11 protein-coding genes are annotated in these 13,629 nt (G+C 65.3%); 1 reads left to right on the forward strand and 10 read right to left on the reverse strand.

Features of this window, described 5'->3' with window-relative positions:
* Positions 1–278: 278 nt before the first annotated feature.
* The 7 genes from HUG12_RS04920 to HUG12_RS04950 all read right to left on the reverse strand — a co-directional run bounded on the left by HUG12_RS04920 (position 279) and on the right by HUG12_RS04950 (position 4,857).
* Positions 279–728 carry an HVO_A0114 family putative DNA-binding protein gene (locus HUG12_RS04920; protein ID WP_179267695.1) on the reverse strand — a complete coding sequence of 150 codons (450 nt, stop codon included), beginning with the start codon at positions 726–728 and terminating at the stop codon, positions 279–281.
* Between the two features lie 23 nt (positions 729–751).
* Positions 752–1,090 (reverse strand): toxin-antitoxin system TumE family protein, encoded by a 339-nt coding sequence (locus HUG12_RS04925; protein WP_179267696.1) that lies wholly within the window; start codon positions 1,088–1,090, stop codon positions 752–754.
* Positions 1,091–1,332: 242 nt separating this feature from the next.
* On the reverse strand, positions 1,333–1,749 hold the full coding sequence (locus tag HUG12_RS04930) for a hypothetical protein (RefSeq protein WP_179267697.1): 417 nt from the start codon (positions 1,747–1,749) through the stop codon (positions 1,333–1,335).
* Positions 1,750–1,873: 124 nt separating this feature from the next.
* The gene (locus tag HUG12_RS04935) at positions 1,874–2,308 is read right to left on the reverse strand and encodes a type II toxin-antitoxin system VapC family toxin (protein ID WP_179267698.1); all 435 of its coding nucleotides are present in this window, start codon (positions 2,306–2,308) and stop codon (positions 1,874–1,876) included.
* Positions 2,305–2,580: a hypothetical protein gene (locus tag HUG12_RS04940; protein ID WP_179267699.1), complete on the reverse strand. Its 276-nt coding sequence runs from the start codon at positions 2,578–2,580 to the stop codon at positions 2,305–2,307. Before HUG12_RS04940 ends, HUG12_RS04935 begins: the two co-directional genes overlap by 4 nt.
* Positions 2,581–2,659: 79 nt before the next feature.
* Complete coding sequence (locus HUG12_RS04945) at positions 2,660–2,878, reverse strand: hypothetical protein (RefSeq protein WP_179267700.1); 219 nt, start codon at positions 2,876–2,878, stop codon at positions 2,660–2,662.
* 581 nt (positions 2,879–3,459) lie between these two features.
* A complete protein-coding gene (locus HUG12_RS04950) occupies positions 3,460–4,857 on the reverse strand; it encodes an ATP-binding protein (RefSeq protein ID WP_179267701.1) in 1,398 nt (465 codons plus the stop codon).
* Between the two features lie 557 nt (positions 4,858–5,414).
* Between HUG12_RS04950 and HUG12_RS04955 the strand changes: the two genes are divergently transcribed.
* Positions 5,415–9,023, forward strand: coding sequence for an ATP-binding protein (locus HUG12_RS04955; protein ID WP_179267702.1), 3,609 nt, complete (start codon positions 5,415–5,417; stop codon positions 9,021–9,023).
* Between the two features lie 802 nt (positions 9,024–9,825).
* On the opposite strand, the gene HUG12_RS04960 is transcribed toward HUG12_RS04955, so the two are convergent.
* From HUG12_RS04960 to HUG12_RS04970, 3 genes are all read right to left on the reverse strand, one after another.
* Positions 9,826–10,728, reverse strand: a complete 903-nt coding sequence (locus tag HUG12_RS04960; RefSeq protein ID WP_179267703.1) for a TylF/MycF/NovP-related O-methyltransferase — start codon at positions 10,726–10,728, stop codon at positions 9,826–9,828.
* A 25-nt stretch (positions 10,729–10,753) separates the two neighbouring features.
* Positions 10,754–11,887, reverse strand: a complete 1,134-nt coding sequence (locus HUG12_RS04965) for a GNAT family N-acetyltransferase (protein ID WP_179267704.1) — start codon at positions 11,885–11,887, stop codon at positions 10,754–10,756.
* 456 nt (positions 11,888–12,343) lie between these two features.
* Complete coding sequence (locus HUG12_RS04970) at positions 12,344–13,594, reverse strand: MBL fold metallo-hydrolase (RefSeq protein WP_179270572.1); 1,251 nt, start codon at positions 13,592–13,594, stop codon at positions 12,344–12,346.
* Positions 13,595–13,629: the final 35 nt, after the last annotated feature.

Raw genomic sequence — 13,629 nt, forward strand, 5'->3', positions numbered from 1 at the left:
GATCTGGCCCGACTTCCATCGTAACGGGTCCCCACACGCAGGGCACGCCATAGCCGTCCAGATGACCACCGCTGCGTTCACCAGAAAGGATGATTGTTACTAATTCACACAATCGTCGAAGCCGAGTGGATAGGGCGGCCCGGCGAGAGCCCGGATTGGATGGGGGTGAGACGGCAACTAGCCTATTTCTGTGTTCAGCAATTGGGCGACGGAGGGGCTGTTCGCCCAACTGCGATGCGAACTGATCGCGGTGATGAGTGTTCGGGCCTCCTCGTGGGTTATGGCGCGGCAGTGGCCGTGCCGCCAGCCGCTGGATCGAACGGGAGGGTGATGACGAGTTCGTCGAACCAGACGACCGGGCGCTTACTCTGGCCGTCTTCCTCGAAGAAGATGATTCCCAGCTGGGCGAGCCGACTGAGTTCCTCGTGGACGTTCTTCACATCCCGGTCAACAACCCGTGCGGCCTCGTTGATGCTGGATGGCTCTTCTCGACGGATGGCTTCGATGAGATTGAGGACGCGCGGCGTCAACGTCTCCATCAGGTCGTCGTAGCTGGTGAACGAGAGCATCGGCGTGGAATCCACCGCGTCGCCCCGTTCGAGCGTCTCGATCCCGTCGGTGACGTCGTCGTGGAACTCACTGGACGACTTCACAGTCACGACGAGGGTTGATTCGCCCCGGAGCTGTTCGCGCTCCATCGGATGCAGCGGCGGCGTGGTATCGTTCATGGTATCACCGTGGTGTGATGGCCTCACTTGACCTCGAACTCGGATTTCGGGATTCCGCTCCAGAACCGTTCCCAGAGTTCGACCATCCCAGGGAACGTGATTGTGTCTGGGTCGGGGTCCGGTGCGTCGTGCAGTTCGTGCCCTTTGGTGTCCTCGTGCGAGTTGTCGTACCGACGAATCGTCCCATCGTCAAGCGTGCGGGGCGGTTCCGGCTCCGTCGCGCCGTAGTGGAGCTTGTATGCCCACCCAGACGGGTACGCGTCACAGTCTGTCCGCATGCAGAACACGCGGACGACGGTCCCGTCGGGGTACTTCCTCCCCTCGCTCACGCCATCGAGGTCGTCGTCGGTCAGCGAGGCCATCCTCATCCATTGGTACACAGACCAATACAATAAGGCTATTGGTCGGGAGAACAATAGGGGTCCTGAGCGGCGAGGGTAGTGGTCGCCACAGCAGCGTGGCCGTCGTGATACTGTGTGATGTCCTGACGGTCAGAAATGACTTTGGGCGGCACAGAGACGGTACGCGAAGTGAGGAGAGACTAGAGGGGGGTCCGACACGGTGTCGGGGTCGTGGTCGGCGTCAGCACGGGTGACGGCGAGACTCACGAGTGCGCTCGTGTCGGCGACGACCGCCCGCAGGCGTGGCCTGCGCATCGCTGGTCGGCGTCATCGGGTGCACCCGTCGTCGCGTCCCTACCATAGCTATCGACGTCGTCCGGCGCGGCAAGATCCAGTGGCTCACCCTCGAGATCCGCTTTGAGGAGGCGCAACCACTGGGCAGTTTCGGCCCCGACCAGTTGTTTGACCGTCTCGACCTCGAGCTGGTCGTCGTCGTACGTGGTCGCGCCCAACTCCTGGACGATCTCGCTATCTGCCGTGTCCTCGATATATACACGGCTGGCCTCGACGAGCAGATCTGTCCGATCCGTGTCGAACAGGTCGGCGATCGCATTGAGCCGGCCAACGAGGTACTCCGGCGACTGAAAGTGCACTCGTCGTAGCCCGTCACTCGCGCTCATTCCACGTACATGTGTTGGACACTTGAGCAATACGAGTCCGCTGTCTGTACACAACGTGCACATCGCTCGGGGCCGGGGTAGCCTCGCGCACCAACCACACCCGACCAGCGACCTCGCGTTACCCTCAACTGACGAGGCTCGGATCGAGTCGCTCGTACACTCCCTCGAAATCGTCGTCGAAGCTCACGAGGTGATCGATCGAGAGGTGCTCACAGTGCGCGACAGCCACCGCATCCGTGAAACCCAGTGTCTGATCTGCGTACGTCTCGAAGACGTCGAGCGCCGACTCGAATACGTCCGGGTCGACGTGTTCGACGTTGATGATCTCGGGGAACGAGTCCCGCCCGAGAATGCGGGCAGCGACCGTGCGGGCCGCCTCGAAGTCGCGAGTTCGCCGCCGTGTCAGCGTTACGACCTCATCGAAGACGTAATCGTTCGTATATGGTTGTCCGAACTCCCCATCGAGCAGCGCGTCGAAGAAGATTCGGGCGTCGTCGTGTCGCGTGGCGTCGCTATCGTGATGCGCGTAGAAGACGCCGGTATCAATGAAGACGCTCATCCGTAGAGGAGGTCGTCGATGTCGTCCTCTCCAGTCTTGTGGCCGGAGGAAACGATCCCCTCGTGAAACGTCCCTCGCTCCTCGTCATCGACCGGGACGCGCTGCTCCCGAAAGGACTCGATGAACGACGCCTTCGACGCGTACGCGTCGTCGACGAGCCGTTCGAGGACCTCCTGCTGTGTGATGCGCTTTCCCGTCTCGAGCCGGATCTCCGCCTGCAATCGCTCGAGTCGAGATTTCGTCGCGTCATCGAGTTTGACGGACGTCGCCATATGTGTGGTAGTATCTTCTACTGAATAACTATTTCTACCACTCCCGGCTCTACGGGTACCGCTCGAGACGTGACGCACATCACGGCCCCGCAAACCCATCCGGCAGACACACCGGCGTCGCCTCGAACTGGACGTCCCTGACCGGTTCCATCCCGACCTGGTACCAGGGGTCCTCGGCGTGCTCGCGACGGAGTTCGATGCGATTCCAGCCACCGCGCTCGGGTGCGGGCTGGAACACGTGCTGGCGCTGGCCATCCTCGTCAAGTTCGTACGTGATCGCGAATCGGTGAGCCGTCACCGCGTCTCACCTGTCGAGCCGCGCGAGCCGACCGTGACTGGAATCCGTGTGAGGACGAGCCCGCATCGCTCACAACAATCGAGTACGTCGAAGCCGATACGCGCCAGTGTCCGATCAGACTGCCGGTGGGGACAGCGACTCGGTAGGCCGACGAGCGGGTCCGCCGACTGCTGTGCGCCTCGGTTGATGGCGATGAACTGTTCGAGACGGTCGAACCGTTGGGTGGGTGTCGATGATGGTGACATGCAAGGCACCTCACCCCGCAGGGGTGCCGACAAACTCCCATCGCGTGCACACCGGGCGAGTGGGGGCGACGCTCGAGTTCGAGTACACACCGAGCGGGGTGGGACTGGACGGGGCCGCGCTTCATGAGTGCCACCCGGGGCGTCGCCTCCCGCACAGTCACACGAAGTCGAGAGCGGGCGTCAGGTTTCGGTGGAAGACGGCCAACTGGGGTACGAGGTAACGCCTCACCGCTCGGGTCGTGGACCAAACCTGCTCGTCTGGGACGGGACTGGTAGCGACGTCGCAACTGTGACGTGACCGTTATGTATTTCTCACCGACGAATGGATAGCCCTCGTTATTCTCCGGCTTGAGTCACGATGTCGGCTGGCGTGAAGAGTGACACGTCGTCGCGGTCCGCAGCCGTTTGCTGCAGGTCATCGGAGAACCCCGATCTGCAGAAACAACAGTAGTGCTCCTCACGGTCGGCGCCGTTCGGCGGCGACCACTTCACCTGTGTCGCACTCCGTTCGAGCTCGGCCAGGTCACCCTCGGTCATCTGCCTGGTCGTGTACTTGCATTCACCGACGACGAGCGTCCCGTCGCTGGCGAGCCCGACAACGTCGAGTTCGTGCTGCTGGTGCCACCAGTAGCCGATTCCCTGGTACGTCTTGGGAATCAGTGACGGGAGTGCGATCTGACAGACCCGCTCGAAGATCGTACCCATGTACTCGGTGACGGTCGGCTTGACCAGCTGGTCGTAGGCGTCGTCACCGAGTTGCACGAGTTTGCCCTGCTGGCCGTAGACGTACCGGAACCAGAACTGAAACAACGGTTCGTTCAACCGATACCGGCTCTTCCGTGTCGCATTCGGGTTCGCAGTCACGGGAATATCGCGCTCAACGAGTCGGAGCCGCCGGAGTTTCGAGAGATACGATCCGAGCGTGTTCGAGTCGACGCCAGCGAAGCCAGCGATCTCGTTGGCCACGCGCTTTCCGGTCGCTATCGCACGGAGGATTGTGTAGTACGTCTGGGGTTCACGAATCCCGAATTCCGTGCGCAACAGGAACTCGGGCTCGTTGTGGAGGACACCGTGCTCTGACAGGATATGCGACTGGATGTTCTCGCTGAGTGAGCCAGTCGGTGTGAGCGCCTGAAGATAGTACGGCGTGCCCCCGAACACCCCCCACGTCTGGATGACCGTGTCGGGGTCGTCAGCGGGATAGAACTGCTGTGCATCCGCGAGGTCGAGCGGGGGAAGATCGATCGTCCCCGTCCGTCGGCCGTACAGTGGGCTGCCACCACTGAGGACGTTGTCTTCCATGATGCTGATCGATGACCCCACGAGCACGAGCGTCATGCTCGTCGCTTCGAGATGCATGTCCCAGACGCGCTGGATCTTCGAGGGGAGCTCCTCGTCTGACTCGACGAGATAGGGAAACTCGTCGAGAACCACGACTGCGTCCTGGCGACCGAGTGCCCGGAGGAGGGCTTCCCAGTCGCGCCGGATGTCGTCAAGGACGGGGAACTGCTCGCATGCCGTGTCGACGAAATTCGCGAGCTGAGCGTCCGGAGTTTCTTCGGTCGCCTGCCAGTAGACGGCATCATCACGCCCTCGAATTGCTTCGCGAACGAGTGCGCTCTTGCCGAGTCGCCGCCGCCCATAGACGACGATCAACTCAGCCGTCTCGCTCTCGAAACGCGACTCCAGCAGCTCGAGCTCTTCACCGCGGTCGACGAAACGCGGGTGGGCCATGGTGGCACATACGCCGCGACGAATGTAATGCTGCCGATTATCTTAATCGTGTTTTTACTAATCTAGATTTTACTATCTGTCCCTGCTGGACGGCCCATGACGGGAAGGAGGCCAAAGTGCTGTGCATCCTCCGGGATCCGGTGAGGCACCCGAAACACGGCGAAACTTCAAAAGTCTCAACCCGTGCACCGCGTGCACACCGGGAGAGCGGGGGCGACGCTCCATCCCCACCAAGCGGGGCGGGACTGGAAGGGGCCGCGGCTGTTGGCAACGTTCTCGTGAGCGCAGCGAACGAGAATTCGGAAGAGGAGCGGAGCGAGTCTTCCGTAAGCGCGGACCGACAAGCACCGCAACCGAACGAGCGGAGCGAGTGAGGTGCGGAGCGCAGCGGCCGCACCGAGTCGACAGCCGCGGGGGCTTCCGAAGCCGTCACCACGAGCCCCCACACACCAGACGCACCCAGTCACCCCGCGGACACGTCAGACCGACGTTTCATAACGCCTGTACGGAGCTTTATGCGTCCACAGTCGACCGCATCCACCACACACCCGGACGACATGCCGTCACCTGCCGACATCACTTCCCACCCGACGCCGCGCCAGTACATCGACTGCACGCCGACGGACGCTCCACTCAACTCGAGGACCGTCGAATCACAGTTCCGCCGACTGCATACCCTCTCACAGGCCACGAGTGACGACCGGTCCTGGTACGCCAACCTGTTCTCCACTCCAGCCCCACCCACGATCGAGTGGTTACTCGTCACGGACGGCGATCCCGAGACGCCGCTTCGCTACTACGTCGGCGTCGACGACCCGGACGCCCTCGACGCACTCGAACAGTGCTATCGCACGCTCGTCCCCAACGAGTACGAACTCACCCGCACCGAGTGGCACCCGAGTGATCTCCTCCCGACGTCTGAGCCCACCGACCATCGCTCCGACGCCCCGACAGAGGCGGCGACGGATGCGGCCGACGCCTCCACCGATACGACACAGGACTCGTCCGACGGCGACTCACAGCCCGTCCACGCCATCGAGTTCGTCGGCGTCGCTGAGCGACGCAACGACTGGCAGACACGCCTGACACCGTTTTCTACCTTCACCGACACGCCGGAGACGCGGTTCCCACTCTCGGCCATTATCGAGGCCCTAGCAGGCGCCACCTCACCAACGATTTATCAGGCGCTCTGCCAGCCGTTACCGGACTGGCACGCGGAGGCGACGGGTCGGCGCGACCGACTGAAGCGGGGTCTGGACACGCCAGCCCAGCGCTTCTTCGACGGCATCATCCCACGCGTCGACCCCGACCAGACTGGGAGAGACCCGGAGGCGACGCGACTCGAGGAACTCGACGCGAAGGACGCCAGGCGCTCGTTCGTCGTGAACGCCCGGGTGGTCACACACTCCCTACACGGTGAGGGGACACCACGGGCGTTCGACGGGCTCTCCACCGCATTCGAGCCGGTGAGCCATACCTGCTACAGCGTCCAATCGCGACATCACAGCGGCGACGCCGCCCACGCCGTCCTCGAGGGCCTCGCCACTCGAACCGTCCATCCACCGGCCTACGAGACCCTTACCGCGAAACTCCCGTGGACGGAAAACACGAGTCGCGGCATCGTCGCGGACCCGACCGAAGCCCCAGTGTTCTGCCTGCTCGATGGAAGCACGCTCACCGAAGCCGGGAAGCGGGCACTCGCCCCCACCCCCGGGGAACGAACGGCCCTCCCCCGTCCACCACACGATATCCTCGCGAACTACCGAACTGAGGGGCTCCCGCTCGGCCGCCCGCTCACGCAGGACGGCATCACCGACTCACAGTCGATCTCGCTCCCCACAGCGCTACAACCGCTTCACGTCGGCTGGTTCGGGAAGACTGGCTCGGGCAAGTCGACGAGTCTCATCACCGCCATCCTCGAGAATCACCGGGCCACAGCGGGTGCGGACATCCTCATCGACCCGAAGGGTGATGGAATGGCGACCGACTACCTCCGCGCACATTACGTCGAGTACGGCAGCCTCGAGGACGTCGTCTACTTCGACTGTGCCGAAACGCTCCCCGCGTTCGGCTTCTTCGACATTCGCGACGAACTCGACGCGGGCGTTCCCCGGACGACGGCCGTCGAGGACGCGACCGATCACTACATCGAGATCCTCACCCAGATCATGGGGAAAGAGCGCTTCGAGCAGGCGGTCCGCTCTCCCGATGTGATTCGCTACATGGTGAAGGCGCTGTTCGACCCCGTCAATGGACAGGACGCATTCTCCCACAGAGAACTCCACGGCGCCGTTCGCCGGATGCACGAACGCCAGTCGGTTCCCCCGGTGAGTGATGGCGACCTCGAACGGATGCTGGGCGGTGTGGTCGCGAACCGTGCACAGACGTTCGACGAGATCATGCAGGGTGTGGCCAATCGGATGGAGAAGGTCCCCATCGACCAGCGCCTCGCCCGTATCTTCAATCACGTCCCCGACGACGAAGCCGACCGAACGGACCCGCACTTCGACCTCGCGGACCACCTCAACCAGAATGAAGTGATCATCATCGACACCGGGGAGTTGCGGAGCGAAGCCCAGCGCGTCCTCACGCTGGTGGTGCTCTCGAACCTGTGGACGGCGCTGCGCCGTCGCACGCGTCGCGGCACCGACGATGCGCTTGTGAACGTCTACGTCGAAGAGGCCGCCAGCGTCGCCGTCTCGGACCTCCTCAAGGAGTTGCTCGCCCAGTCGCGTGGCTTCAACTGTGCGATGACGCTCGCCATGCAGTTCCCCGCGCAGTTGCGAGAAGCCGATCCCACGGCCTACGACGAGGTGTTGAACAACATTTCCACGTTCCTCACGGGGAACGTCCCGCTCGACCGGCAACTGGCCCAGCGGCTCGCCACCGACGAGCTGACGCCACAGGCGGTTGGAAACCGCCTTCGGGCGCTCCGGCGTGGTCAGTGGCTCGTGGCGCTGCCGGCTGCCTTCGGTGTGGATGAACCCCGCCCCTTTACGGTGGAATCGTTGCCGCCGCCGCCAGGTGATCCTGCGGGACCGCGCCAACTCACCCGTGCGGAACGCGCGGGATTCACAGACGAACTCGCCGACGTCCGTGAGCGGACGCTCGGTGAGTCGGGGCTGACCCTGGGAGAGCCGAGTGCGGCCACCCAGGAGGCGGACGCCGAGATGGAAGCAGCTGACCCTCGGCTTCGCGTCGACTCGGCGCTCCCCCACACGAATCGCATGCCGCCCACGGTCGAGTACGAGGGTGAGACGCACGCACTCCGCTGTACTGCGTGTGACAATCGGTACGACCCCTCCATCGCGGGTATGAAGCGTGCCATTTCGTGTTGTTCGTCGCTCGCCGAAGTCGACCGGGACGACGTCCCCATCTGTGAGCTCAACCTCAAACTCTCGCCCGACGAGCGAGCGGCGTCGGAGTGGTCGGATCGACAGCTCATGTTCCTCCAGGCCGTCTATAACGCCCAGCAGCTCCGGTATGACCGGCTGGAGTACGACCTCGTTGCGGACTCGATGATCCGGCTCCAGGAGTACGTCGACATTGGGGGCGACCCGCTTCAGGATCTGCTCGACTCCGAATATCTCAGCCACGGTACGGACCATCCTCACCGCCTCTACACGGTGACGCCGGATGGTCGCTCGGTCATCGGCGAGAGCTATCGGCAGGGCGTGGATTACGGCCACGGTGCGGGCGACCTCGAGGAGTCGAGCGAGCACGTCCTCGCGATCGAGGTCGCGCGCCGCTATCTCGAACAGGCGTACGTCGCGGATGCGGACTCGCCGGTGACTGAGGTTGTCCCCTACTACGACATGGACGAACAGCGGCGCCTCGATATCGCCGCGCTCGACGAGTCGGGGGACGTCCGGATCGCAGTGGAGGCAGAGCGGGTGAATAACGACATCATCCGTGCGGTTCCCGATGATTACGACAAGATGGCCGATGCGGAGCCGGATGAAGCGATCTGGGTCGTCATGACGATCGACGATGCCCACGACGTGCTCGCCGCGCTGAACGAGCCTGCTGAAGGTGACCCACGAGTGGAGAAGACCTATGCGCGGACGACACCCCCACAACAGTTCTCGCTCGATACGCCCGGGTTGACTGCGATCTATCCGGTCGATCGGCTTCGGAAACGACTTGGTGAACCCGAGAATTCCTAGATCGGGTCCAAACTCGGGCTCGTGGGTTCTCTCGTGTAGAGAGCGGGACTCGGGAGCGCTCGGCTAGGCGTGTGGCGTCCAAGGTGGCTCGCTCGTCCGGGAGGCGTGCTCAGCAGGTGCGCCAACGGTGACCTAGGAGGCGAGCGTGGGAACTGATGAGGTAGGCTAGCTACCAGACGACACGGTGCCGTATCGTACCGTATCGTCTTGTTTTGTAGTGTCTCGTGTCGTACTGTCTCCCGTCGCCTGTTGTACTGTCTCGTGTCGTGTCGTTTGGTTACGGGGACGGTCACACTCTCGTGGACGAGTACGCTTCTGGGGCCGGTAGCAGACAGCGTGTGCGCCGGCGGACGCATCGAGTCGGCTATTCCGATTGAAATGGAAACCCCACGACTGCAGTCGTGTTTGGATCTCTGAACGGTGGTGTGTATCCCCCCGCCAGAGCCGCCGGTCGTACTGGAGTTCACCCGTTATGAGTTGTCTCTGGACCGTCTCTGGTCAATGTCTCTCCGGAGAGTGTCCATCTCTGCCCATCTCTGTTTATCTCTGTCTCTCCTAGGTCGCACGACGTCGGGGGCACTGGCAGTGCTTGCGGGCGAGCAGCGAACCTTTGGAAGGACTCTCGACAGCGGGCCGCTTTCGATACGCCCTCTGTGCCGATCTGGTGGGCTCTCGGCACCTCTGGAATCCGAGTTTGGACACGTCGAGCTTGGACATAACTAGACCACTCGTTCAAGACAATACACGGATAACTCGGTATCCAATCGAAGGAGTGGCTTCGACTCCGCCGAGCCCTCCCGAGTCACCGCCCGCCCGTGAACGAGGTGTCGACGCAGTTCCCGCTCCCCGTCTCGGCGACGCGCTCGAACTCCAGGCCGTCGGGGTTCTTGACCGCGTACCCGAGCAGGCTCGTGAAGCCGTTGCTGCCGGGGTGGAGGCCGAGCCCGTTGCCCGCCCCGACCAGTCCGGGGGCCTCACAGCCGACCGTCTCCCGCCACCACGGGGAGTCGAAGAACAGCGCCGAGATCTCCATGTGTTTCACGTCGTGGGTGAACAGGTGCCCCCCGTCCGCCAGCCGCGGCCAGAGGTGTTCGACGCAGGTCTCCGCCGAGTCGCGCAACCCGACGTCGAGGAACGCGAGGGCGCACCCCTCCTCGAACTCGGGGAGCGTGTCCTCGAAGTACCCCTCGTGGAACGTGCAGGCGGTCGCGTCGCCGTACTCCGCGACGTTGTCCCGGACCTCCTCGATCGACGCCCGCCAGGAGTTCTCCGCGTAGGTGTGCACCTGCTCGGACTCGACGAGCAGGTGCTCCTCGTCCCGCTCGGACGGCGCGGGCATCCCCTCGAACGAGTCGAACACGTGGAGCTCGCGGTCGCAGGCCCCGGCGACGAGCGAGAGGTTCGCCGTGCTCCCGCCCTTGTAACAGCCGCATTCGACGATCGGTCCCTCCGCCTCCGCTGGGAGTTCGAGGATCCGTGTCGCGACGACGAGGTGTTCGAGGAACGTCGACCCCGTCGGAATCCGTCCGTTGTTCCGCGCCATCCGGACCGCGAACAGCAGCTTTCGCGGGAGGCCGACGCCGTACTGGGCGCCCGTCTCCCGCCCGAAGTAGTCGGCGAGCACGATGGGCGCGGACAGCACGACGACTCCGAGCCGGTACAGTCGGTACAGTTTCGCGAACGCGAGTTCCGTCTTCTCCGTCATGGTTCGGTGATCGTGGTGTGGTCGGTTACGAGGTGTCCCGTTCGCCGAACGAGAGCAACCAGTTCGAGTCGTTCGTGAGTCGGTACCCGTTCACGTCCCAGGACGCCCCCTCGAGGTCGACGAGCGGCCGGACGGCGAACGTACAGCGGTGGCTCGCGAACCGCGAGAGCGGCAGGCGACTGTCCGGGAGGAACCCGTACGCCAGCAGCAGGTCGCCCGACAGCGGCGACTCGTGGGCGGCGAGAACGTCCGAGTGCGGGTGGTCCGCGACGACGCGGTCGAGGAGGCACGCGACGGCGGCGGACCACCGGGGACCGCCGACGAGGGGGACGACGTCCGCGACCTGGGTCACCGTGACCCCGCCGGACGTGGTGCGGGTGCGGGCGAGGAGGCCGGCGACCGCGTCGCCGTTCTCGCTCGCGACGTACGCGTGCCGGCGCCAGACCGGGCTGGCGTACCGCCAGCGGTAGAACTCCTCGTCGCGGCGCGCGTGGATCTCCTCCGGGACGCGGCGCCGGTAGAGTTCGGCGAGCGCCCCCTCCGGGACGCCCTCCTCGCGCTCGACGGCGAACCCGTCGGGCGAGGACCCGGTTCGGGTCCAGGCACCCTGGAGCGCCCGGAGGGCGGGCCCCGCGGCGTGTCCGACGAGCCGTCCGCCGCGCCCGTCTAGCACCGCGGTCGGGTTCTGGACGCGGTAGTAGGTCGTCCGCTCGTCGACCGCCCGCCAGCCGAGCTTGCGGTAGCCGGGCCACGCCATCTGGTTCGGGAAGTTGAAGCAGAGTTCGGGCTCCAGGTCCGCGTAGTGGTCGATCGCACGCCGGTTCATGCGGGTGAAGATCCCCCGCCCCCGATACTCGGGATGGACCATCGTATCGGTCGCCTGGAGGGCGCACAGGCTCTCGTCCCCGGCCCGGAGCCGGAACGCCATGAAGGGGCGCGCGCCGACGACCCGGCCGTCCGCCTCCGCGAGGAAGACGGCCGGCTCCGACAGGTAGGGGTTCCGCTCGTACTTCCAGGCGAACCACGACCCGCTCATCGCCCTGTCCCAGACGACCTCGTCCAGCGCGAGCACGTCCGCGCGGTCGGCCGGACGATACCGCCGAACCTCGACCCGATCGCCGGGGTCCTCGGAAACTCCTGCCCCCGCGTTCGTCTCCATGAGGTCTTGAACTATAATCGCAACGCGGGCATAGTAATGAGGCCGTTGTCCGTCGCGGCGCGGAACGAGCCTGACCGCGGCGCGGACGGCCGATCTCGGCGGGGAGAGTGCGCCCCACGTAAGCCGGTCTTACGGCTTCCGGTCGATTTCGTGGTTCCGGCTACCGTGCGGTCCACCTCGACCGGCGATCGGCGCGCGGGCGGATACCGGACGGGAGCCGCCGTGATTCGCGCGATCGGTCCGCGCCGTGCTGGCCCGCCCGGACGGGCGGGGGCGTCACCCCCGCGGTCGTCGTTCGTCGTCGACGTCGAGGAGTAAGCCACTTCGAACGCCGGATAACGTGAGCCAACGACGCTCCGTCCCCCCCGCGGGTCGGCGTCGCTCGGTCGACCGGGGCAGGTCGCGCTCGACGCGTCCGCCGGCAGGTAGATCCGTCGGTCGACGGCCGCCCGTCCGTCAACACGTCACCTCCGCGCCCAACTCCGGCGCGCTCGCCTCGTACCCGTCCGCACGCAACTCCCCGGCGAACGCCGGACACCGGTCGCCGTGGTTCACCAGCACCGTCGCGTCCCGGTACGGCTCGAGGAACTCGCGGAGGCCGCGCCGGTCGGCGTGCGCGGAGAAGTCGTACCCCTCGACCTGCGCGCTGACCGGGAGCACCCGACCGTCGATCTCGGCGCTCCCCGTCTCCAGCAGCTCCCGACCCGGCGTCCCCTCGACCTGGTAGCCCGTCATGGTGATCTTGTTCACGGGGTTCGCCCGGATCTCCGGGATGTACGTCATCGCGGGGCCGCCCGAGAGCATCCCGCTGGTGGTGACGATCGCGGCTCGCTGATCCGTGATACGCTTCCGCTGACCGTCGCGACCGGTGACGAACCGGGCGTGGGACTTCGCGCGCCGGAGCGCCTCGGGGTCCCGGACGAACTCCGGATGCCGGCGGAGCATTCCGGTCACCTCCTGGCCCATCCCGTCGACGTAACAGGGGATATCGTACTCGTCGCAGACGAGCAGCATCTCCTGGGTCCGCCCGATGGCGAACGCCGGGACGACGACCGTCCCGCCCTCCCAGAGCGTCGTCCTCACGCTCTCGGCGAACCGTCGCTCCGCCTCGGCACGGTCCTCGTGTTCGACGTCGGAGTAGGTGCTCTCACAGATCACGACGTCGGCGTCGGGACGGGCCGTCGTCCCCGAAACCAGGCGCTGGTCGTCCGTGTGGAAGTCGCCGGAGTAGAGCAGCCGCGTGTCGCCGTCGTCGACGAGGACGTGCGCGCTGCCGGGGATGTGGCCGGCGTCGTGGAACGTCACCTCGTGGCCGGCGGCCTCGAACGGCTCCCCGTAGCCGTGCACCTCGGAGACCTGCCCGATCCGCCGGACGTCCTCGCCGGTGAACGGGCACGTCGGGCTATTGCCGCGGAGCTTCAGCGTGTCGCGGGCGAGCAGGCGGGCGAGTTCGCGGGTCGGCGGCGTCCAGTGGATGGCCGGCCGCTCCGCTCCGGAGAGCAGCGACGGAACCGTGCCGGCGTGATCGAGGTGTCCGTGGGAGACGACGACCGCGTCCGGGTCGAGTCGGCGCCCGCCCCCGGACGCCCCGACGGGGTACTGGGGCGGCGTGGCCGGCTTCGTCCCGTAATCCAGCAGCAGGGAGTCGTTGACGAGGACCGCGCTGCGGCCGACCTCGCGGGCGCCGCCGAGGAACTGGACGTCCATCGGGCGCCGGTTCGCGACGGCGCCGTTTTCCTCCA

The sequence above is a fragment of the Halorarum salinum genome, from assembly GCF_013402875.1.
GTDB classification, from domain to species: Archaea; Halobacteriota; Halobacteria; order Halobacteriales; family Haloferacaceae; genus Halorarum; species Halorarum salinum.

What these genes read in the sequence shown, in the direction of transcription:
- HUG12_RS04920 (WP_179267695.1), bottom strand. Translation starts at nt 728, where the DNA reads ATGAACGATACCACGCCGCCGCTGCATCCGATGGAGCGCGAACAGCTC.
- HUG12_RS04925 (WP_179267696.1), bottom strand. Translation starts at nt 1,090, where the DNA reads ATGGCCTCGCTGACCGACGACGACCTCGATGGCGTGAGCGAGGGGAGG.
- HUG12_RS04955 (WP_179267702.1), top strand. Translation starts at nt 5,415, where the DNA reads ATGCCGTCACCTGCCGACATCACTTCCCACCCGACGCCGCGCCAGTAC.
- HUG12_RS04970 (WP_179270572.1), bottom strand. Translation starts at nt 13,594, where the DNA reads ATGGACGTCCAGTTCCTCGGCGGCGCCCGCGAGGTCGGCCGCAGCGCG.
- HUG12_RS04935 (WP_179267698.1), bottom strand. Translation starts at nt 2,308, where the DNA reads ATGAGCGTCTTCATTGATACCGGCGTCTTCTACGCGCATCACGATAGC.
- HUG12_RS04940 (WP_179267699.1), bottom strand. Translation starts at nt 2,580, where the DNA reads ATGGCGACGTCCGTCAAACTCGATGACGCGACGAAATCTCGACTCGAG.
- HUG12_RS04965 (WP_179267704.1), bottom strand. Translation starts at nt 11,887, where the DNA reads ATGGAGACGAACGCGGGGGCAGGAGTTTCCGAGGACCCCGGCGATCGG.
- HUG12_RS04950 (WP_179267701.1), bottom strand. Translation starts at nt 4,857, where the DNA reads ATGGCCCACCCGCGTTTCGTCGACCGCGGTGAAGAGCTCGAGCTGCTG.
- HUG12_RS04960 (WP_179267703.1), bottom strand. Translation starts at nt 10,728, where the DNA reads ATGACGGAGAAGACGGAACTCGCGTTCGCGAAACTGTACCGACTGTAC.
- HUG12_RS04930 (WP_179267697.1), bottom strand. Translation starts at nt 1,749, where the DNA reads ATGAGCGCGAGTGACGGGCTACGACGAGTGCACTTTCAGTCGCCGGAG.